At 64.7% G+C, this 21,000-nt stretch carries 15 protein-coding genes and 1 pseudogene; 8 read left to right on the top strand and 8 right to left on the bottom strand.

Annotated elements, in window-relative coordinates:
• Positions 1–50: 50 nt before the first annotated feature.
• The 4 genes from A5791_RS18480 to A5791_RS18465 all read left to right on the top strand — a co-directional run bounded on the left by A5791_RS18480 (position 51) and on the right by A5791_RS18465 (position 6,713).
• The gene (locus tag A5791_RS18480) at positions 51–1,934 is read left to right on the top strand and encodes a serine/threonine-protein kinase (RefSeq protein WP_067239932.1); all 1,884 of its coding nucleotides are present in this window, start codon (positions 51–53) and stop codon (positions 1,932–1,934) included.
• A gap of 53 nt (positions 1,935–1,987) precedes the next feature.
• A complete protein-coding gene (locus A5791_RS27560) occupies positions 1,988–3,856 on the top strand; it encodes a serine/threonine-protein kinase (RefSeq protein WP_067239929.1) in 1,869 nt (622 codons plus the stop codon).
• Positions 3,857–3,902: 46 nt separating this feature from the next.
• Positions 3,903–5,738, top strand: coding sequence for a protein kinase (locus A5791_RS27555; RefSeq protein ID WP_067239928.1), 1,836 nt, complete (start codon positions 3,903–3,905; stop codon positions 5,736–5,738).
• A gap of 90 nt (positions 5,739–5,828) precedes the next feature.
• Entirely contained in the window at positions 5,829–6,713 is an 885-nt protein-coding gene (locus A5791_RS18465; RefSeq protein ID WP_369828099.1) for an amidohydrolase family protein, read from the top strand.
• A 142-nt stretch (positions 6,714–6,855) separates the two neighbouring features.
• On the opposite strand, the gene A5791_RS18460 is transcribed toward A5791_RS18465, so the two are convergent.
• Positions 6,856–8,343: an AMP-binding protein gene (locus tag A5791_RS18460; RefSeq protein ID WP_067239925.1), complete on the bottom strand. Its 1,488-nt coding sequence runs from the start codon at positions 8,341–8,343 to the stop codon at positions 6,856–6,858.
• Positions 8,344–8,443: 100 nt separating this feature from the next.
• On the opposite strand from A5791_RS18460, the gene A5791_RS18455 reads away from it, so the two are divergent.
• Positions 8,444–8,716, top strand: coding sequence for a hypothetical protein (locus tag A5791_RS18455; RefSeq protein WP_067239924.1), 273 nt, complete (start codon positions 8,444–8,446; stop codon positions 8,714–8,716).
• 6 nt (positions 8,717–8,722) lie between these two features.
• Here the strand turns inward: A5791_RS18455 and A5791_RS18450 are convergent, their stop codons facing one another.
• Both A5791_RS18450 and A5791_RS18445 read right to left on the bottom strand, forming a co-directional pair.
• A complete protein-coding gene (locus A5791_RS18450; RefSeq protein WP_156661488.1) occupies positions 8,723–9,343 on the bottom strand; it encodes a hypothetical protein in 621 nt (206 codons plus the stop codon).
• 159 nt (positions 9,344–9,502) lie between these two features.
• Positions 9,503–9,769, bottom strand: coding sequence for a hypothetical protein (locus A5791_RS18445; RefSeq protein ID WP_067239920.1), 267 nt, complete (start codon positions 9,767–9,769; stop codon positions 9,503–9,505).
• Between the two features lie 227 nt (positions 9,770–9,996).
• Here A5791_RS18445 and A5791_RS18440 point away from each other — a divergent pair, with 227 nt between their 5' ends.
• Positions 9,997–12,606, top strand: coding sequence for an FHA domain-containing protein (locus A5791_RS18440; protein WP_067240020.1), 2,610 nt, complete (start codon positions 9,997–9,999; stop codon positions 12,604–12,606).
• 36 nt (positions 12,607–12,642) lie between these two features.
• Here the strand turns inward: A5791_RS18440 and A5791_RS18435 are convergent, their stop codons facing one another.
• The 3 genes from A5791_RS18435 to A5791_RS18425 all read right to left on the bottom strand — a co-directional run bounded on the left by A5791_RS18435 (position 12,643) and on the right by A5791_RS18425 (position 14,610).
• Positions 12,643–13,614 (bottom strand): aldo/keto reductase, encoded by a 972-nt coding sequence (locus tag A5791_RS18435; RefSeq protein ID WP_067240018.1) that lies wholly within the window; start codon positions 13,612–13,614, stop codon positions 12,643–12,645.
• A 26-nt stretch (positions 13,615–13,640) separates the two neighbouring features.
• Entirely contained in the window at positions 13,641–14,075 is a 435-nt protein-coding gene (locus A5791_RS18430) for a pyridoxamine 5'-phosphate oxidase family protein (protein ID WP_067239918.1), read from the bottom strand.
• Positions 14,076–14,220: 145 nt separating this feature from the next.
• Positions 14,221–14,610, bottom strand: a complete 390-nt coding sequence (locus A5791_RS18425; RefSeq protein WP_067239916.1) for a hypothetical protein — start codon at positions 14,608–14,610, stop codon at positions 14,221–14,223.
• A gap of 58 nt (positions 14,611–14,668) precedes the next feature.
• Between A5791_RS18425 and A5791_RS27290 the strand changes: the two are divergent.
• Together A5791_RS27290 and A5791_RS18415 are read left to right on the top strand one after the other, a co-directional pair.
• Positions 14,669–14,767 (top strand): annotated as a pseudogene (locus A5791_RS27290) (VOC family protein); the annotation flags it as partial.
• Positions 14,768–14,859: 92 nt separating this feature from the next.
• The gene (locus A5791_RS18415; RefSeq protein WP_067239911.1) at positions 14,860–18,036 is read left to right on the top strand and encodes an adenylate/guanylate cyclase domain-containing protein; all 3,177 of its coding nucleotides are present in this window, start codon (positions 14,860–14,862) and stop codon (positions 18,034–18,036) included.
• 6 nt (positions 18,037–18,042) lie between these two features.
• On the opposite strand, the gene A5791_RS18410 is transcribed toward A5791_RS18415, so the two are convergent.
• Both A5791_RS18410 and A5791_RS18405 read right to left on the bottom strand, forming a co-directional pair.
• Positions 18,043–18,819 carry a glutamate racemase gene (locus A5791_RS18410; RefSeq protein WP_156661486.1) on the bottom strand — a complete coding sequence of 259 codons (777 nt, stop codon included), beginning with the start codon at positions 18,817–18,819 and terminating at the stop codon, positions 18,043–18,045.
• 5 nt (positions 18,820–18,824) lie between these two features.
• Complete coding sequence (locus tag A5791_RS18405) at positions 18,825–20,759, bottom strand: methyltransferase domain-containing protein (protein WP_197504725.1); 1,935 nt, start codon at positions 20,757–20,759, stop codon at positions 18,825–18,827.
• Between the last annotated feature and the right edge of the window lie 241 nt (positions 20,760–21,000).

Genomic DNA, 21,000 nt, shown 5'->3' with positions numbered 1-21,000 from the left:
GGAACGCACGTTTGCGTCTTCCCGGGCGAGCAGCGACTTACCATTTGGCCATGACGCTTGAGGTCGGTCAAGTGTTCGCCGGCTACACAATCTCCGGGGTGCTGGGCGCGGGCGAGATGGGTGCGGTGTATCTGGCTTCGCATCCGCGGTTGCCGCGCGAGGAAGCGCTGAAGGTTCTGCCCGCAGAGCTGACGACCGATCCAGAGTTTCGGTGGCGGTTTATACGTGAGGCCGAATTGGCCGCCGGACTGTCGCATCCGCGCATCGTGAGGATCCATGACCGCGGCGAAGCGGACGGACAGTTCTGGATATCCATGGATCACGTCGCCGGCACCGATGCGGCGCGGCTACTACATGAGCGGTTCCCGAACGGGATGCCGCTGAATGAAGCGTTGCCGATCATCGCCGCGGTCGGCTCGGCGCTGGACTACGCTCATCGTCAAGGCCTGCTACACCGAGATGTCAAGCCGGCCAACATCTTATTGACCGATGCCGACGGGCAAGGCCGGCAAGTGTATCTGGCCGATTTCGGTATCGCGCGGCCCATGGACGACGCCGCAGGCTTGACGGCGACCAATACGACGGTGGGCACAGTGTGCTACGCCGCGCCCGAACAGCTGCGGGGTGAGGCAATCGACGGTCGCGCCGACCAATATGCGTTGGCGTGCACCGCCTTTCACCTGCTGACCGGGGTACCGCCGTACGGCGAGTCAAACCCCGCGGTGGTGATCAGCCGCCACGTCAGTGCGCCGGTGCCTTCCCTCGGTGCGTATCGGCCCGAGCTGGCTGCACTGGATCCGGTGTTCGCCACCGCGATGGCAAAAGAGCCTTCGGCCCGCTTCGGCAGCTGCCGAGAATTCACCGACCAGCTGAGCCGATACCTGACTGTTTCGCCGCACGCTATCGAGATGCCTTTCACACCGACGCGACCCGAAGCAGCCGCGACCACTGCGCCGCGGCCGGTCGCTAAGCGGCGGCGCCGCGGTGTGCTGCTTGGCGCGCTGGCCGCAATTACGTTGCTCGTCGCCAGCGGTGTGTTCGCCGTGGTCAAGCTCACCGAGCAGCAGCATCCCGCGGTCGGTGCGCGTAACGCTGCGCCAGCCATAGCCGGGCGTCCCAACACCGGTCCCTTCACCGGCATCTACCGGGTCCAGTTCGGACAGGGCGCTTTTGTCAGCGGTGCTCCGGCCCCGGGTGCGCTTCCGACAACCGAAACGTTCGCGGTCCGCTCGGTGTGTCGCTCCAGCGGGTGCGTGGCGACCGCGTCGCGGCTCGACGGCGACACCACATACGCGCTGCATCCGGTGTTCGACGAGGTCGGCGGCCGCTGGATCGGGGTGAACCTCGGCACACATACATGCCGAGACGACAACTCCGCCGAGGTGTGGGACGTGTTCACCCTGCAACCGGGTCCGGGCGGCGGCTTCACCGGCGACTACAGCGTGTTCTCCGGGAACGAATGCGGCGGAAAGCATTCGGTGACGTTCACCCGCACTTCGGATGTGGACGTCGACACGCTCCCTGACCCGGCTGCCTTACCGCCCCGGGTCGTGTCGCCGGCCGAGGCACTTCGCGGGCGCTACCACCAGCGCCGAACGTTCAAAGCCCAAGGCGTGCAACAAGAAATCGACTTCTCGGTCACCACCGAGTGCCTGCGCACGGGCGATCGGTGCATGAGCTACTTCTACGCGGCATCCGGTCAGGTGGAACCGTTGCTGTTCGGCGGCGGGAAATGGGCTCTGGACACATCGGTAGACGGCAATTGCCCGCGCAGCGGCGCCTCAATGCATATGACCAGAACCGGGCAATATCCGCTGCCCCAGCCGCCGCAGAACCCCATCACGCTGCTCACCGGGCACGGCAAGCACATCCAGACCCCGCCATGCGCACTGACTTCGGAATTCGACGAAACACTGACGCGCACCGGCGATTAGCACGGGACTACCGAATCGGCCGGATGCCGCGGCATCCACCTTAAGATTTGGCCATGCCGATTGAGGTTGGTCAGGTGTTTGCCGGCTACACCATCGAGCGCGTACTGGGCAGCGGCGGAATGGGCACGGTGTACCTGGCAGCCCACCCGCGGCTGCCGCGCAAGGATGCGCTGAAGGTACTGCCGGCGGACCTGACGACCGATCCGGAGTTTCGGGCGAGGTTTCTGCGGGAGGCCGACTTGGCGGCCGGTTTGTCCCATCCGCACATCGTCTCGATCCATGACCGCGGAGAAGACGATGACCACTTCTGGATTTCGATGGATTATGTCGCCGGCACCGACGCGGGCGAGCTGTTGCGGCAGTACTACCCGCACGGAATGCCCGTCGACGAGGCGCTGGCGATCGTTACGGCGGTCGGCTTGGCGCTGGATTATGCCCACCAACGGGGCTTGTTGCATCGCGACGTCAAGCCGGCCAATGTATTGCTGGCGGATTCCGACGGACAGCAGCGCCGGGTATTTCTCGCCGATTTCGGTATCGCGCGGCGCATCGACGATGCGGCCGGGCTGACGGCGACCAACACGACGGTGGGCACGGTTGCCTACGCGGCGCCCGAGCAACTGAAGGGCGAAGCGATCGACGGCCGCGCCGATCAATATGCCTTGGCCTGCACGGCATTTCACTTGTTGACGGGCGCGCCGCCGTACGTCCACTCCAACCCAGCGGTGGTGATCACCCAGCAAGTCATCGCTCCGCCGGCGTCAATCGGTGCAAGGCGCCCCGAGTTGGCCCCGCTGGACTGGGTGTTTGCCGTGGCGATGGCTAAGAATCCGTCCGCCCGGTTCGGAAGCTGCGGAGAGTTCACGCATGAACTGCGCCAGTCGCTGAGTCCGGGTTACACATCCGGGCGCCGTGAGATTGCATTCCCCGAGACCCGGCCTGTCCTCACCACAACGGCGACCACTCGGCCCGCACTACCCGTCGCAAAGCCGCGGACGCGTCACCGGCGGCTGCTGATCGGTGCTCTGCTGGGCATCGCGTTGCTGATTGCCGGCGGCGTATTCGCCGTAGAGAAGCTTTCGCAGCGCCGGCACCCGCAGCCGATCGCCACCGGCGGGCCATTCACAGGCACGTTTCGGGCCGACTTCGGCCCGCTCAACAATGGCATCGATGCGGCCCCGAATTCGGCTGTGCCGTCGGCGATAACGAGCATCTATGGCGTGCGCTCGGTGTGTCGTTCGACCGGCTGCGTGGCGACGGCGGCACGCATCGGTGGCGCGCCCGTGGGGGCGCCGACGGTGGTGCTGGACCAGATCGGCGGCAGTTGGGTGGGAGTGGCCTTGGGCTCAGATCAATGTCAGGGCGCGACTATCGAGTTCTTCCAGGTATTCACCTTGCAACCAGGATCCGCCGGTACCTTCACCGGCGCATTGACCGCGACGTCCAGCAATGTCTGTTCTAATACTCGAACGGTAACCTTTACCCGCACCGGCGACGTGGACGTCAACAAGGTCACCGATCCGGTCGCTCAACCGCCGCGGGTGGTGTCGCCGGCCGAAGCGTTGCACGGCCGCTATCAATCCATCCGAACGTTCACCAACGGGCTCCCGCAAACGCAGCAAAATTATGCGGTCACGACGAGATGTCTACGCACCGGCGATCGGTGCATGAGCTACTTTCACGCGCCATCGAGTGACGTACCCCTGGTATTCGGTGGCGGGAGGTGGATCTGGGACGTCGACGGATTGGGCCAATGCAGGTCTGGCGTGAACACGCACCTGAAAGACACCGGACAGTATCCGTTGCCGCAACCACCGCAAAATCCGATCACCCGGCTGGCCGGGCATGGCCACCACGAACAAGGCGAGCCCTGCGCCGCGACGGCGGACTTCGACGAAACATTCACGCGCACTGGCGATTAACCCCAATTCGGCCGCGACCGGAAACGACAAGCTCTACGATTTGGCAATGCCGCTCGAGGTTGGTCAGGTGTTCGCCGGTTACACGATCCTGCGGGTGTTGGGTACGGGTGGGATGGGCGCGGTGTATCTGGCTTCGCATCCGCGGTTGCGGCGTGAGGACGCGCTGAAGGTACTACCGCCGAACCTGACCGTTGATCCGGAATTCCGGGCCCGGTTCATGCGTGAGGCCGAGGTGGCGGCGGCACTCACTCATCCGCACATCGTCCGAATTCACGACCGCGGCGAAGAGGACGGACAGTTCTGGATTTCCATGGACTACGTTGACGGCACGGATGCGGCACGGCTGCTGCATGAGCACTATCCGGGCGGGATGCCGCCGGGCGAGCTGGTGCCGATTGTCGCCGCGGTTGGTTCGGCGCTGGACTACGCACACAATCGAGGGCTGCTGCATCGTGATGTCAAGCCGGCCAACATCTTATTGTCCGATTGCGAGGGGCTGGGGCGACAGGTTTACTTGGCTGACTTCGGTATCGCGCGGCACATGGATGACGCGGCGGGTCTGACGGCGACCAACATGACATTGGGCACGGTCGCCTACGCCGCGCCCGAGCAGCTGAAGGGCGAACGGGTCGATGCGCGCACCGATCAATATGCGCTGGCGTGCACGGCATTTCATCTGCTGACCGGCAAGCCGCCGTACGGCGAGTCCAATCCCGCTGTAGTGATCGCCCGGCATGTCAGCGCTCCGCCGCCGTCGATCGGTGCGGCTCGGCCCGACTTGGCCGCGCTGGACCCGGTATTCGCCACAGCCATGGCCAAGGAGCCGTCCGACCGGTTTGGCAGTTGTCAGGAATTCACTGATCAGTTGAACCGGTTTCTTAACGCCTCAGGAAGCGCGGTGCCAAACTCGGAGGCGCCGTCGGGCAAGCGGAGACGTCTGTTGATCGGTGTACTGGGCGCCGTCGCGTTGCTGATCGCGGGCGGTGTTTTCGCGGCGGTCAAGTTGACCCACAAGCACAACCCGGGTGCTATCGGTGCGCCTGCAGGCGCACCGCCAAGCCCGTCGACCGCGGTCAACAACGGCCCCTTCACCGGCGTTTACCAGGTACAGCTCGGCGAGGGCACCACTCTGGACGGCAAGCCGGGCCCGGGCTCGGGTCCGATGTCGGCGACTTATGCGGTCCGCTCGGTATGTCGCTCCACTGGGTGTGTCGCGACGGCGTCGATGCTGACCGGCGGAGCCAGCCTTGCGTCGTCCTCGGTGTTCGACCAGGTCGACGGGCGTTGGGTGGCCGTGACGCTCGACCCAAATCAGTGTCGCGGCATGGCGGCTGAAATCTGGGAGGTGATCACTCTGCAACCAGGTGCCGACGGCACTCTGACTGGGGAGTACCGCGGCGCGGCCGCCAATGCGTGCAATCAAAAGCGCTCGGTGACCTTCACGCGCGTCGGAGACGTCGACGTCAACGGCCTTCCCGACCCGTCCTCGCTAGCCCCGCGGGTGGTGTCGCCGGCCGAAGCGCTGCACGGTCGCTACCACATCGCCCGAACTTTCTCGAGCAGGCTTGCGCCACAACAGGAAAACCAGTCCGTCGTCACCGATTGTTTACGCACCGGCGATCGGTGCATGAGCTATTTCCACTCGCTCACCTCTGACACGCCGCTGGTATTCAGCGGCGGGAACTGGATTCTCGACATCCAGCATCCCGAGGAGTTCACCGGCTGTCACGACCTCCACGTGAAAACCTCTGCGCAGCTTCCGATGCCGCAACCTCCGCAGAACCCCATCACTCGGCTCAGCGGTCACGGCCACCATGAACAGACCGGGAATTGCGCAATGAGCCTGGACTTCAACGAAACCTACACGCGCACAGGAGACTAGCGCAGGAAGTGCAGCAGCGATGAGCCCCGAGTTTCCCGTCGGCCCCCGGCCAACGTCATGACCGCCGTGGCACGCGTCCCCGTCATTGACATGTGGGCGCCGTTCGTTCCCTCTGCCGAGGTCATCGACGACCTTCGGGCCGGGTTTCCTTCCGAGCTGCTGTCGTACTTTGAAGTCTTTACCAAGACAACGGTTAGCGCCGAGCAGTTCAGCGACTATGTGGAGTCACGCCGGTGGACCGACGACCAAATACTGGAGTCCCTCGATGCTGCCGGCATTACCCGCAGCCTGATCACCGGTTTTGACGAAAAGTCGACGTGTGGTGTCACTTTCGTCAACAACGCTCCAGTGGCCGCCCTTGCGGCTCGTCACCCGGACCGGTTCATCCCCTTCGCCGGCGCGGACATCATGGCAGGCAATACGGGTCTCGACGAGTTCGAGCGCTGGGTGGTTGACCACGGGTTTCGCGGGCTCAGCTTGCGGCCCTTCATGATTGGACGTCCTGCCACCGACCCTGCCTACGTGCCCTTCTATGCCAAATGTGTCGAACTCGGTGTGCCCCTGTCTATCCACACCTCTGCCAACTGGACCCGGACGCGGCCCAGCGACCTCGGGCATCCTCGCCACATCGACGAAGTCGCCTGTCGTTTCCCCGAACTGACGATCCTGATGAGCCACGGGGGTTATCCGTGGGTGCTGGAGGGATGTCTGGTCGCGTGGAAACACCCCAATGTCTACCTCGAATTGGCCGCTCACCGGCCCAAGTACTTCAGTGCGCCCGGGGCCGGATGGGACGCGCTGATGCGTTTCGGACAAACGACCATCCGCGACAAGATCGTCTACGGCACCGGCGCGTTTCTGATCAACCGCCCGTACGCGGAATTGTGCGACGAGATGCGCGCGCTGCCGATGCAGCGGGACGTCCTGGAGGATTGGTTGTGGCGCAACGCCGCTCGGCTACTTGGGGAAAGCTAGTGCTCATTGGCCTCTAGTCACATCAGTCACTTGTGTCACTGTGCGCGTCGAATATTGAGCTTTGGATTTGATAGCGCCGGCGCTATCAAATTTGAGACCGTAAACATGCCAACCTTTTTGGTACCTGAGTGGCCGGTGTGACTCAGCAGTTCGTCAACCGATTTCGTAGTTCGCGCTTCAAAACCTTGCCGTAGCTGTTCTTCGGCAGCTCGTCAACGAACACGTAGCGTTTGGGCCGCTTGAACCGCGCGATGCGTTCCAGCATGTGTGCGTCCAGTTCGCCGGCAACTGCCGATCCGACGATGAACGCCACCACCACCTCGCCCCATTCGGGATCGGGGCTACCGACCACGCAGGCTTCCGTCACGCCGGAATGCTCGAGCAGCGCTTCCTCGACCTCGCGCGGGTAGATGTTGCTCCCGCCGCTGATCACGACGTCCTTCGAGCGGTCGCGCAGAGTGAGGTAGCCGCGCGCGTCGAATGACCCCAAGTCGCCGGTGTACATCCAGCCGTTCTTCAGCGTCTCGCGGGTGGCCGCCGGGTTGTTCCAGTAGCCGGACATGAGAGCGTCTCCGCGGCAGACGATTTCGCCCACCTCGCTGACGCCCGCCGGCCCTCCGTCCGCGCGCAGCACCGCAACTTCCATGCCAGACCGGGCGTAGCCGACAGAACCGAGAATCGAGTCGTCAGCCGTCTCGTGGTCGCCACGGCGCAAACCGGTGATGGTCATCGGCGACTCGCCCTGGCCGTAGATCTGCGCGAACACCGGACCGAACGCTGCCATCGCCTTCTTGAGGCTCTCGACATACATTGGCCCGCCCCCGTAGACGATGGTGCGCAGATTGGCAGGACGACTTCGGCCCGTCTCGACGAGCCGCTGCACCATGGTCGGCGCGAGGAACGAGCTTGAGCCGGGGTGGTGTCCGCACAGATCGAGGAACTCGTCGGGATCGAACGCACCCGACGCCGGCACCACCTGTCGGGCACCGCGCAACACATAGGGCAAGACGTACAGCCCGGACCCGTGCGACATCGGAGCCGCATGGATGAGGCTGCATTCCTCGTCGGGGTCGTCGATATCGGCGAGGTGAGCGACCGTCATCGCGGTCAGGCTGCGATGCGACAGCATGGCGCCTTTCGAGCGCCCGGTCGTTCCGCTGGTATAGAACAGCCACGCCAGGGCGGCTGAATCGGTGGGTGGCGCAACGAAGGGAGCTGCTGCACGCCATCGCGAAAAGTCTTCTGCGTCAAGCGTTTCGATCGGAACATCGGTGGTGCCGGCCAACCCGGAAGCGATCTTGCGCGAAGCAAACACCCGTGACACGCCCGCGTCGTCAATGATTTGCGTCATCTCTCTGGGATGGAGTTTGTAATTGACCGGGACCAGCACACACTCGGCTGCCCAGACGGCGAACATCAACTCCACGATCTCGGGACGGTTTTCGCTGGCGACGGCAATTCGCGCGCCCGCGGGGTGACGTTGACGGATCCCCGCTGCGATGCGCAGCGCGCGGTCCCGCAGCTCTTGCCAGGTACACAGGCGGCGTTCCCCGTGGTAGAGGGCACCGCGATCGGGAAAGCGCGCAGCGGCCTGGTCGAGCACCGTAAACAGATTCAACGTGCGGTCCATTCGAAGGGGAAGTCAAGAAAGTCCAACATGTCATGAACCCGCGCGGCTACCCGAGCTGTAAACCCAAGCCCCAATCGGGTATTGGGGTACCATGCCGCGGATGTGGTGGACGGAGCTGGCCAAAGAGTCCTGGGATGCCCTCTTTGAACCGCACCGCCGGCAAAGCCCAGTGCTGCGCGCCATCGAATTGCTCGACGAAATCGAGGACGATCCCGCCGCGGCTTGGGAAAAGGCTCAGGAAGTCCGCTTGCCGGGCGTCACGCGATCCGTCCGGCGCACGCTCATCGAGTTGGGCGCGCCAAGTCTGTGGATCTACTGGTCACTCGATACCCGGCGAGGCCCGATAATCCTCGATTTTCTCTTCGACGATTAGCGGGAATCACCCCACGTCGACTTCGCACTTCAGCACTTCCAGCCGGCGCAAAGTCCATCGCCATTTGGAAAGAACATCGGTGCCGCAGTCAGCCGACTCGTGGACTCCTCTTGCAATTGCATCCGCCAAACCGGCGATGTACGTCGAACGTGCCGGCCCCGCCGGCGGCAATTCCGCCGCCATGAAGTCGATGGACTGCGCCGTACCCACTGGCTCGCCGACGCGGTCGAACAGCGGCTCGGGTGCCAGCAACGGTACGACATCACCGTCGGCAAGCCGTGCCGCTTCGGCCGAAAGGGCTATCCGGGGACAGCTGGCAGTTTGTTCCAGCAGATACGCTTCGACCAGCGCAGGGCCGAATAACACATTCTTGCCGTGAAAACACTGGCCGATGGCGACGCCGCCACGGCACAGGATCGAAAATTCCAGCAGATAAGACAGCTGGATGCCGGCGAGAAGTCGCAACACCTGACAGACGGCTCGTTGCCGCTGCTCGTCGTCCAGCCCGTCGATGACAATCGACGCTCCGATATTGTCCGAGAAATACGACGTGCGTAGCGGATTCGCCGCTGGCCGAGTGAGGTTGATCTGTTCCTGCCGATCGACCATGAAGGCGACCGCATTCATGAACACCTCGTTCTCGGCGAAAGCCTTGGCTCCAAGAGTGTCGACAAATCCGACCGCGGAGAGGCGGTACCTTCGGCCGGTTCTCGTCAGCCGACGACCTGGCGCAGGCAATTGCCGGTCCTCTTGAAGAGTTGCGCGTAGGCCCGCGTCGTCCACCCGCTACCGAGCTGCCCTTTGGGCGGTGGCTCGTTTCGACTTCTCGGGGCGGGGGACGAGCTTCCCGGAATCCGCCAATTCGACTGCCCGCCGAAGACGATCGGCGATCAGGGTGACGGGCACGCTGACCACCGGCGTGAGAGTCAGTACACCCATTTCGTCTTCCTCCACCCGGTACCGCTTGTGACTGGGTTTTCCGGCCTTACCCAGGGAAATCCGACGCCGGGGGTCAACTTCTACCTCTCCGACGAAGCGGTTCGAACCGCTCATGATGCACCTCTCTCGCAACGGGCTCTATGGTATCCAACGGCGCAATCCTCGGGTAATCGGGTCATGCCCATTAGGGGTAAAGCCCACAAATTGATAATACCAGTTTGCGACGCAGCCACCAGTCGAAGTGTCATGATCGGCCGAAGGAGGGACCCCCGGGCACACTTCGGAGGGACTGACAAGCGATTGTCGACCTTTTGGATGTGCCCCCGATGCAGGTGGTGCTCATGAGCCGATCAAACCCCCCCGTGTTGACCATCCGCTATGACGGAGCCGAGCGCACTTTCGCGGCGGGCAACGACGTAGCCATCGGGCGGGATTTGCGGGCAGACCTTCGCGTTGTGGATCCATCGATCTCCCGGGTGCACCTGTTGGTTCGCTACGACCAGGACCGATGGATCGCCGTCGACAATGACAGCCTCAACGGGCTCTTCGTCAACAGCCGTCGCGTGCCCACCGTCGACATCCAGGACGGGCAGCGGATCAATATCGGCAACCCGGACGGGCCCGAGCTGACCTTCGAGGTGGGCCGCCATCGCGGTTCGGCAGGACGTCCTCCAGACACGACATCGATGCCGATATTCGACCCGCCCAACGGACCCCGCGGTGCGCCGGGCACCGCGGCATGGCCCGGCCCGGAACAGGATCCGCCCACATCGCGGATAGCGCCCGAGCGCCGGGGCGCCCCGCCTGCCGGGCCCCCTTCGGGCCCGGTGCCGCGACCTCCGGCGACCGGGCCGCAACCGCGTCATCCAGGTGGAGCGGGGCCCGCGCCGCAGATCGATCATCCCCCCGCCCGGCGCCGCCCGGTTCCCGCGGGCCGGCGCGCGGGCGGTGAGGGCACAAACATCGCGACGTCGATGATGAGGGTCCTGCGCCCGGGCAGAGGGAGCGCGGTGGCCGGGGCGGCGCAAGGCGCCCTCAGGATAGGCCGGTCCGACGACAACGACATCGTCATCCCAGAAGTACTGGCCTCGCGGCACCACGCGACCCTGATCCCGACACCCAACGGCACCGAGATCCGCGACAACCGCAGCATCAACGGCACCTTCGTCAACGGCACCAGGATCTACGCGGCGCTGTTGCAAGAGGGCGACGTCGTCACCATCGGCAATATCGACCTCGTCTTTTCCAATGGCACGTTGGCCCGTCGTGAGGAGAGCTTGCTGGCGAGCCGCACCGGCGGCCTGGAGGTGCGGGCGATCACGTGGACGATCGACGGCAACAAGACGTTGCTGGACAACATCACGGTCGCCGCGCGGCCAGGCATGCTGACCGCGGTCATCGGTCCCTCTGGTGCCGGCAAGTCGACCTTCGCGAAGCTGGTGGCCGGGTACACGCATCCGAGCAGCGGCACGGTGTCGTTCGAGGGACACAACGTGCACGCCGAATACGCCTCGTTGCGCAGCAGGATTGGCATGGTGCCCCAGGACGACGTGGTGCATGGCCAGCTGACCGTGAGACAAGCCTTGATGTATGCCGCCGAGCTGCGGCTGCCACCGGACACCACCAAAAAAGATCGCGAACAGGTGGTGGCGCGGGTCCTCGAGGAACTCGAAATGACCAAGCACCTCGAGACTCGGGTCGACAAGCTATCCGGCGGTCAGCGCAAGCGCGCGTCGGTGGCGCTCGAATTGCTGACCGGGCCGTCGCTGCTGATCCTGGATGAGCCGACATCCGGGCTGGACCCCGCCCTTGACCGGCAGGTGATGACCATGTTGCGGCAGCTGGCCGACGCCGGCCGGGTGGTGCTGGTGGTCACCCATTCGCTGACTTACCTTGACGTCTGCGATCAGGTGCTGCTGCTGGCTCCGGGCGGCAAGACGGCGTTCTGCGGACCACCCAGCGAGATCGGCCCGTCCATGGGCACGACCAACTGGGCCGACATCTTCAGCACGGTCGCCGACGACCCGGATGGGGCCAAGGCTCGCTACCTGGAGCAGACCGGTCCGCCGCCGCCGGCGCCGCCCACCGAGGAACCCGCCGAGCTGGGCGAGGCGGCGCACACCAGCCTGCTCCGCCAGTTCTCCACGATCGCGAGGCGGCAGCTGAGGCTGATCCTCGCCGATCGGGGCTACTTCGCCTTCCTGGCGATATTGCCGTTCATCATGGGTGCCTTGGCGATGTCGGTGCCCGGCAATGTCGGCTTCGGGATGCCGGACCCGCTCGGCAACGCGCCCACTGAGCCGGGGCAGATCCTGGTGCTGCTCAACGTCGGCGCGGTCTTCATGGGGACCGCACTGACCATCCGTGACCTCATCGGTGAGCGGGCAATCTTCCTGCGCGAACAAGCGGTTGGCTTGTCTACCACGGCGTACCTGCTGGCCAAGGTCTGCATCTATACCGTTTTTGCGATCATTCAGTCGGCGATCGTGGTCATCATCGCCCTGTTGGGCAAGCCCGGCCCGACGCAGGGGGCCGTCGTACTGAGCAAGGCCAGCTTCGAGCTGTTCGTCGACATCGCGGCCACCTGCATCGCTTCGGCGATGCTCGGGTTGGCATTGTCGGCCATCGCGAAGACCAGCGAGCAGATCATGCCCCTGCTGGTGGTGGCCGTCATGTCGCAGCTGGTGTTCTCCGGCGGCATGATTCCCGTCACCAACCGCGTCGGGCTGGACCAGATGGCCTGGGCCACGCCGGCACGGTGGGGCTTCGCGACGTCAGCTTCCACCGTCGACCTGCTCAAATTGGAGGCGATGGTCAAGCAGGTCCCCAAGGATTCGCACTGGCATCACACGTCCAGTGCGTGGTTGTTCGACATGGGAATGCTGGCACTCCTCAGCGTCGCGTATCTGGCCTTCGTGCGCTGGAAGATTCGCCTCAAGGGCGGCGGCTGATTCCTCGCCCTCCGGTAGGCGTTGGCGCGGCAAATGCTAACCGCGCCCGAGCTTTTCGCGGACCAAGTCGGTGAGGAAGCGGCCTGTCGACACTGGCCGAAAGGCCCGTGCCGCCGCGGTCAACGCGTCGCGGGAAGCGGCGCTCAGCTCGATGTCGGCGGCGGCGACGTTGAACTCGAGCTGTTCGACGCTGGACGCTCCCGGGATGGCCACCACACCCGGCAGGCTGATCAGCCAGGCCAACGCCACCTGCGCCGGCTTCGCGTCGACTTCGGCGGCAACGTCGCGCAACGTCTGGAGCAGCGGCTCGACGCGCCGCAGGTTCTCGGTACCGAACAGCGCGTTCGCCGCGCGAACACCCCCTGGCCGGTTGTCCAGACCGTACTTGCCGCCCAATAGTCCTTGCGCCAGCGGGCTGTACGCAATCACCATGCGGTTCTCCCGCTCCGCGAACGGAACCATATCCTCGAGCGCATCCGGGTGGGCGAGCGAGAAATGTACCTGGTTGCTGATCACCGGCCGGCCGAGGGCAGCATCGGCGCGTTGCCATCGCGCCAGCGAATAGTTCGAGACGCCGGCCGCGCCGATCCTGCCGCTGTCGAGTAGCTCACGCATGCCCGGCATGATCACCGAATCGGGCACCACCGGGTTGGATTGGTGGATCTGATACAGCGGGATGCGGTCGAGTTGCAGGCGTCGGGCGCTGGCGCGCTCGCGCTGTTTGATGACGGCGGGAAAGGGCGCGACCGGGAAAATCTTGCTTGCCACGGCGACCTTGGCGCGCTCGTCGCCGAGCGCCTCGCCAAGGATCCGCTCACTCTTGCCAAAGCCGTAGATCTCGGCGGTGTCGAACATGGTGACGCCGAGCGCAAGAGAGCGCTGCACGATGTCGCGGGCCGGTCCCGAGGCGTAGCTGTCGCCGTAACCCCATTCGCGTGAGCCGAACTGCCAAGTACCCAGCCCGATCCGGCTGACTTTCCCGATTCCCTCGAAGTCCAGATATTTCATCTTGTCCACCGTACTGATGGAGCGTTTCAGCCGCGGTCTGGCTCGTCCTGCCGGGGTGCGTCGAACCGGAACCGCCGACCGGTCACGCGCTCCGGAAGTATTCGGACATAGTGCTTTTTCGCATGCGCCGTCCACGGCAACAGCTGAGCACGCTCGGCTTCCTCGATTTCCTCGTCGGTACGAAGTGAACGTGTCGTGCCTTCCACGATGACGCTCCAGCCCTCGGCAACGTTGTGGTCGTCGACTTCGAACACCACCTGATTGTTGATCGCAACGCTGATCAACTTCGTACCCTCCGCGGTGCGGAACAGCAGGGTGCGACGCTGGACGGCGAAGTTGACCGGAAAGATCTGCGGCCGGCCGTCGGCGGCGGTGACCAGCCTCCCCAGCGACATGCTCTTGAGCAGATCCCAGCATTCGTGTTCGGACAGGATGGTGACGCCATCGCCGGTCGCTGCCATGGCCCAGCCCCTCTCGACAGTTGACAAGTCAACAGGCTACCGAGACCGGCCGCGCAATAGCTGCGGCCGAAAGTCCCTATTTGCACAACCAGGCGCCGCGCCGTCCGGCATTTGGGGACGCTCACTGCGCCAAATGTCCTAGCTGTCAGCTGTTGCGTCTGACCTTCAGCGCCGTGGTGATCATGGGAATCTGTAGCGGCAGCCGGGCGAGCGCAACGACGCGCATCGGCCATGGCTTGTTCCACCACAGCCGGACCATGTTGACGTTTCCCGGGAAGACGCCGATGAACAGGGCGGCGGCGGCTGTCGCGGCGGCCCGGCGGGTCCGACGCGGGAGCAGCAGCGCTCCGATGACCAACTCGGCCACACCCGATGCGTAGGTGTAGAACCGCGGGCTTCCCGGCAGCTCGACAGGGATGATGTCGTCGAAGGGTTTGGGTGCCAGGAAGTGGACGGTGCCGACGCCGAGCAACAGCGCCGCGATTCGGTAAGCGGCGGTCTGGCCCGCGTCGCGCTCAATTAGTGGTGTGGTCATGGGCTTCATGGGCTTCATTGTGTCGTGCCGCCGGCTGCCAGACTGTGGTGTGCCCGGAATCGACTTCACCTCGGTATCGCCAATCGTCCCAGTCCGGAATCTGGATCTCGCGCTTGACCGCTACCGCCGGCTCGGATTCGACGTCACCGCCCACCGCGTCGGTTCGCCCTTGCCTGGCCGGCGGACGGGCCAATAGCTGCTTGGCGATTCCGTCCACCGAAAGTGTCGACTAGTGACACCATACGGAGAATGACGACCACGGAAGTGTCGTGTTCGTCGTGCGGAACTCCGTTGGCCGCATCGGCGAAGTTCTGCAGCGAGTGCGGTACGCCGCTGAGGCGCGGCGCCGGTTCGGCGGAGTACAAGCAGGTCACCGTTTTGTTCGCCGACGTGGTGCACTCAATGGATATCGCAGTGTCGGTGGGCGCCGAGCGGTTGCGCGAAATCATGGCCGAGGTATTCAGCCGGTCGGCCGCTGCTGTGCAGCGCTACGGCGGCACGGTCGACAAGTTCACCGGCGACGGCATCATGGCGGTGTTCGGCGCGCCGGTAGCCTTGGAAGATCACGCGCTGCGCGCTTGTCTGGCCGCTTTGCGCATACAGGACGAAATACGCAGCCTGGCAGGCGAATTCGAGCGCTCGGACGGGATCGCGCTGCAATTGCGGATCGGGCTCAATTCCGGTCAGGTGATCGCCGGTGAAATCGCTTCGGGTGCAGCAGGTTACACCGCGATCGGCGAGCAGGTCGGGATGGCGCAACGCATGGAATCGGCGGCACCGCCCGGGGGCGTGATGATCAGTGAATCCACCGCCACGCTTGTGGAGCATGCCACGGTGCTCGGCGATTCCGAGCTGCTGCATATCAAGGGTGCAAAGGTGCCGGTTCCCGCGCGCAGGTTGGTGGCAGTCGGCGACGAGCGCATGCAGCGCAAGCGCCGCGAGCCGAACCTGGTGGGCCGCACCTGGGAGCTCAACACGCTGAGCGGGATCGTCGATCAGTCAATCGATGGCGATGGTTGTGTGGCCGGGGTCGTCGGACCGGCGGGCATCGGCAAGAGCCGTACGGTCGGTGAGGCGACGTCATTCGCCGCTCGCCGCGGCGTCGAGGTGTTCAGCACATACTGCGAATCCCACACCCGAGACGTTCCCTTCCATGTGGTGGCCCGTCTGCTGCGAGCGGTGTTCCGTATCGGCGATGTCGCAGCTGATGCGGCCCGGGCCACGGTTCGCGAGCGCATCCCCGATGCGGACCCTGAGGACCTGCTGCTGCTCGATGATCTGCTCGGGATCGCTGACTCCGCAATTGCGTTGCCTCCCATCACTCCCGACGCGCGGCGGCGCCGGTTGACCGCGATGCTGAACGCGGCGGGCTTGGCCCGCGTCAGGCCCGCGGTATATGTGGTCGAGGATGCGCACTGGATTGACGAAGCCAGTGAGGCCATGCTGGCCGAATTTCTCACCGTCGTCCCGCAAACCCACTCAGTAGTCCTGATTACCTATCGTCCGGAATACCGTGGCCCGCTGTCGCATCCGCCAGGTGGCCAGACGATTGCCCTGGCGCCGTTGAATGCCACACAGACCCGCGCACTCGTCGGTGAGCTGCTGGGTGAGGATCCCTCGGTGGCGAAGCTGACCGAGCAAATCGCCGAGCAGGCCGTCGGGAACCCATTTTTCGTCGAAGAGATCGTCCGGGACTTGGCCGGACGGGGTGTGCTCGACGGCGATCGTGGCGGCTATGTCTGTCGGCATCCGACCGCGACAATCAGCCTACCGAGCACGCTGCAGGCCACAATCGCTGCCCGCGTCGATCGCCTCGAGAGCACTGCAAAGCGGGCGCTCTATGCGGGAGCTGTTGTCGGAGCACGATTTACACCCGACGTGCTGGACACCGTGCTGGGCGATACCGACACGCTGGCGGCCGCTCTTTCGGAGCTGCTGCGACTCGAACTCATCGATCAGGTGCGGTTTACTCCGCCCGCCGAGTACGCGTTTCGCCATCCGCTCATCCGCGCGGTGGCCTACGAGTCACAGCTGAAATCCGAACGGGCCGAACTGCATCGGCGAGTCGCCACCGTCATCGAAGCGCGCGATCCCGAGTCTGTCGACCAGAATGCCGCTCTGATTGCCGAACATCTCGAAGCCGCAGGAGATCTGCAGGCCGCCTTCGAGTGGCACATGCGGGCCGGAGCGTGGTCTCGCTACCGAGACCTGACATCGGCCCGCACCAATTGGCAGCGTGCATGCCAGGTCGCCGAACGACTGCCCGCTGATGAACCGGGTCGGCTACGGATGCAGATCGAGCCCCGAACTCTGCTGTGCGCCACCACAGCCTGGGCCCTTGTCCGTCCCGCTGACACCGGGTTCGAGGAACTTCGTGAACTCTGCCGGCTGGCTGACGATCAGGTGTCTATGGCTATCGGCATGTCGGGCTTCATCATGGCGCTCGCTGCCGATGGTCGCAGTCGCGAAGCCGCAGCACTGGTAGACGAGTTCACCGCACTGGTCGAATCGATGGGTGACCCGACGCTCACAGTGGGCCTGCTCTATGCGGGCATCTACGCCAAGATGGAGGCCGGTGAGATCCACGCAGCATTGCGGTTGGCGCAGCGAGTCATCGACCTGGCCGCGGGGGACCCGACCAAGGGCGATCTCGTGTTCGGCTCACCCTTGGGAATGGCGATGGGGCTCTCCGGTTTCACGAAAATGCTTGGGGGAAAGCCGGACTGGCAAGCCGATGCCGATGCAGCAATCGCGATATCGGCTCCACTCGATGCCACCAGCTACGTTGCTGCGATCATGTGGAAGTACGTTTTGGCTATCCCGTTCGGCGCCGTAGCCGCCGACGCGGCGGCCTTGGCGGACACCGCTAAGGCACTGCGTATCGCCGAGCAGAGCGGTGACGACTTTGCTCTCGGTCTGGCCCGACTTACCTACGGCTTCACGCAGATTCATCACGGTGGTTCGGACTACGACCAGGGTGTAGTTCTTTTGGCTCAGGTCTGGGAGGCCGCCATCAAGAAGCGCTTCATTGGTCTCGGTACATTAATCGTCGAGCCCGAAATTGCAAAGCAGAAGGCCAGGGACGGACATCTGGACGAGGCGGTTGAGCTGGCCCGCACGGTCGTGGAAAGCAGCTATGCGAAAGGCGAAATGACCTGGCGCTGGTCGGCCGTCACCGCTTTGGTGGAGGCGTTGGTCGCCCGCGGCACCGAAAACGACCTCTGTGAAGCACAATCCGCCATCGACCGGTTCGCAGCGGTACCGACCGATCCCGGCTACATTCTCAACGAACTGCCCCTACTGCGCCTCCGCGGGTTGCTTGCCCGCGCGCGGGGTGACGAGGCCGGCCACGACGAGTTCACGGCGCAGTTGCGCGCGAAAGCACTTGCGCTTGGGTTCGAACCGCTTGCCGCTTGGGCGCTTTGAGCTTTCTCAGGCCGCCATGCCTGATGCGCGAGTAACGGTGGTGGCGGTCACGACGGAACCCCAGGCGCGGGCTGCGCCGACCCGCATGGCCTCGGGATCGCCGGTGGTCAAAAACACGCGTGAACCTTGCCCTGCCTGAGTGCATGGATGCCGTGCTGCAATTGCCGCGGCCAGCCGCTCGGCCGGATCGATCAACAAGGCTTGCGGTAGAGCGGCTTTGAACCACCGACTAGCCGCAGGGTAGTGAGTGCAGGCCAGGACCAGCGCGTCGACCCCTCGTAACGGCGCGATGATCCTGGCCAAGTCTGTGCGGAATTGCGGTGTACCGGTGCGGCCGCACTCGATGTGGGCGGACAACGGCTGCGCCACCCGAGACAAGACGACATGGCCTCGTCTTTCGAGGCCGCGCCGGTAGTGGCCGCCGGCGATGGTGCGACGTCCGCCTACCACACCGATAGGACCCGCGATGTCGTCGGGAACAGAGGCCAATCCGTGCTCGATGATGCCCTGCACCGGAATCGGTGCCGGGGCAAGCCGTCCGACGACGGTGCTGGCCGCGTTGCACGCCAGCACCACCTCGTTGGCTCCCCGCTCGGCGAGCGCGGTGACCACGGTGGTCAGCCGGGATGCCAGCTCGTCGCTCCCCATCCGGCCGTAAGGTGTGGCCCCCGCATCTGACCAGTACACGATTGGCAGCCCAGGCGCCATCTCATCTAGCGCGCGAACCAAGCCGATGCCGCCGATGCCCCAATCGACGATCCCCAAGCATGAATTTGTGGTCATGGGCGTCACGGATAGGTGAGGGGGGCGGTGTGCCCCTTGTCCAATGGTCCGGAATCGAATGCCACCACCCGCGCAGACCTGGTGGCCGTCAGTGTTTCCAGCCGGGTTCCGGGGAAGCGGCTGGCGAAATACCACTGATACTCGTGCTCGGCGCGAATCGGATTGTGTTGCACCATGTTCAGCCAGTCGGGGTGGGTAGTCAACGCGGTCAGGTCCTTAGCGAACTGCGGCCGGGCCCGTCGCGTGCGCAGATGCGCCACGGACGAACGCGCGAGCACGCCCAACTCCCGCGCGCGAACCGGGTGCTGCACCATGTCGACCACCCACAGCCGACCGGCCGGAGCCAGCACGCGCCGGATCTCGGCCATCACAGGATCCCAGTCCAGATAACGGAACGACAGGAACGAGATCACCACGTCGACGTGATCGTCGGGAATATCCAGGTCCGGCCCGTTGACCTTGACGAACCGCAGCCTGCTGTGGTCGCGGCTGCGCTCCCGGGCTTTGTCGAGCATTCCGGCCGAGCTGTCCACCCCGATGCCGAATTCGATGTCGCCGCGGTCGTCCAGCTCGCGCAGCAAAGCGCCGTTGCCGCAACCGATTTCCAGCACCCGCAGGCCGCGACCGAGTTCGGTTCGCGCCTGACCGACCCTTTCGGCCATCCATTGCCATTCGGCCTCGCGGACCTTGATGTCCGCGTAGGCGCGGTCGTAGAGTTCGGCCACTCGGTCGTAGGACCGTTCCGGTTGTGATGCGGCCGGGAGGCTCTGTATCAATGGCTCCGCCGCGCAGCCGGAGTACTTGCGGATGCTTCCGCTCCAGCCATGCGATTTCTTCCCTGGCGCGGCGATCATATAAAGACTCGGGCGGGCCGCCGGATGGCGACCCGCCCACGCAAACCGGTCTTTGCGAGCAGACACGGTGGTGTAGTTGTAGTTGCCGAACGTGGGAACTCCGAACACGTCGGCAAAGAACGGCGCGAACCAGCGCGCGGTGCGGCAGGCGTGGAAGTATGCACGCCCGTTAGGGGAGAACGGAATTGCCATTTCTCGCCACTCGTGGGGCGAGAACTGCTCGGGCCAGTCCGTCGAGCCGAACATCGGGCCGTACATTCCGGCGTGGCTGATCAGGTGCAGCTCGCTGAGCCGTCGCCCCGAGCCGGCGAACTGGGCCAGCTGGGCGGCGAAGTCCGCCTTGTGGTGCAGGCCGGAGACCACCACCTCGGCGTCGGGATTGGCGGCGGCCAGTTCGCGAGCCATGGTGACTGCGGCGACGGCGAATTCGGCCGACCCGCCGCGGTAGTGGGTGGTGTGCGCTACCCAAATCAACGGCATCAGTTGGCTTTTGGGTGTCGCCTGCGCGAAGGGGACGCGTGGGTGATTGCCCTGCGGAATCCATGCCCCGTAGTTGCCGACCAGCTCCAGCACCTCGGCCCGCTCCATGTCGAACACCCGCATGCCCGCCGCCGGCGGGCTGTAGAAGTGCAGCGTCAATCCGTACGGTCCGGCCGTCATGTCGTGAATGACGTCGGGCGTGATGCGAATCGGCGCGCCTTCGGGGCGGATCGCCTTCTCGGCCACGCCCAGTCGCGGGCCGTCCCAACTGAACCGGCGCTCCATGAACGAGCCCTCGACGGGGATGACGAAGCCGCCCGAACCTCCGTGGTCGTGCGGTGCGCAGCTGTGTCCAGGACGCCAGCGCGCGAGCATGATCTCAACCTCGTCGTCGACACGCAGAATCGAGCGCGAGTACGGCTCCCCATCAGCGGGCGGCGAAGCCAGGATCGACAGCCTCGACCGGGCCTGCGCGACGCGAGCCAGCAGCTCAGGACCCGGCACTTCGCCACGCACAGCGACCGCGGCCAACGCATCTAATAGCGGGGCCAGTTCCGTGAGGCCGCTACGGGTCACGGGCGGTAGGTCGTGGACGATCTCGGTCATGGTGCTTCCTGGTGCGACGGACATGGCCGGGTAGGGGACCATGCGTCGCAGCTGTCCCTATGCGGCCGATACGCAACGCTGTCGCTGCGGCCTAAAAGGATTCTTGGAGGATTCTTGGAACGGCGTGCGGAAGGTAGCGCGAGCAGACGCAGAATCGCCTAAAACGGGCGTTGTCAAGCTGTCCGGAGTCGTTCGGGTTTGGGAAGATTGATGCCGACGGTGTCGCTGGGGGCGGGGGTTC

The organism is Mycobacterium sp. 852002-51163_SCH5372311 (assembly GCF_001667115.1).
In the GTDB taxonomy this organism is placed as follows: Bacteria; Actinomycetota; Actinomycetes; order Mycobacteriales; family Mycobacteriaceae; genus Mycobacterium.
The sequence above is the reverse complement of the archived record's forward strand: the minus strand, read 5'-3'. Positions and strand labels throughout refer to the sequence as shown.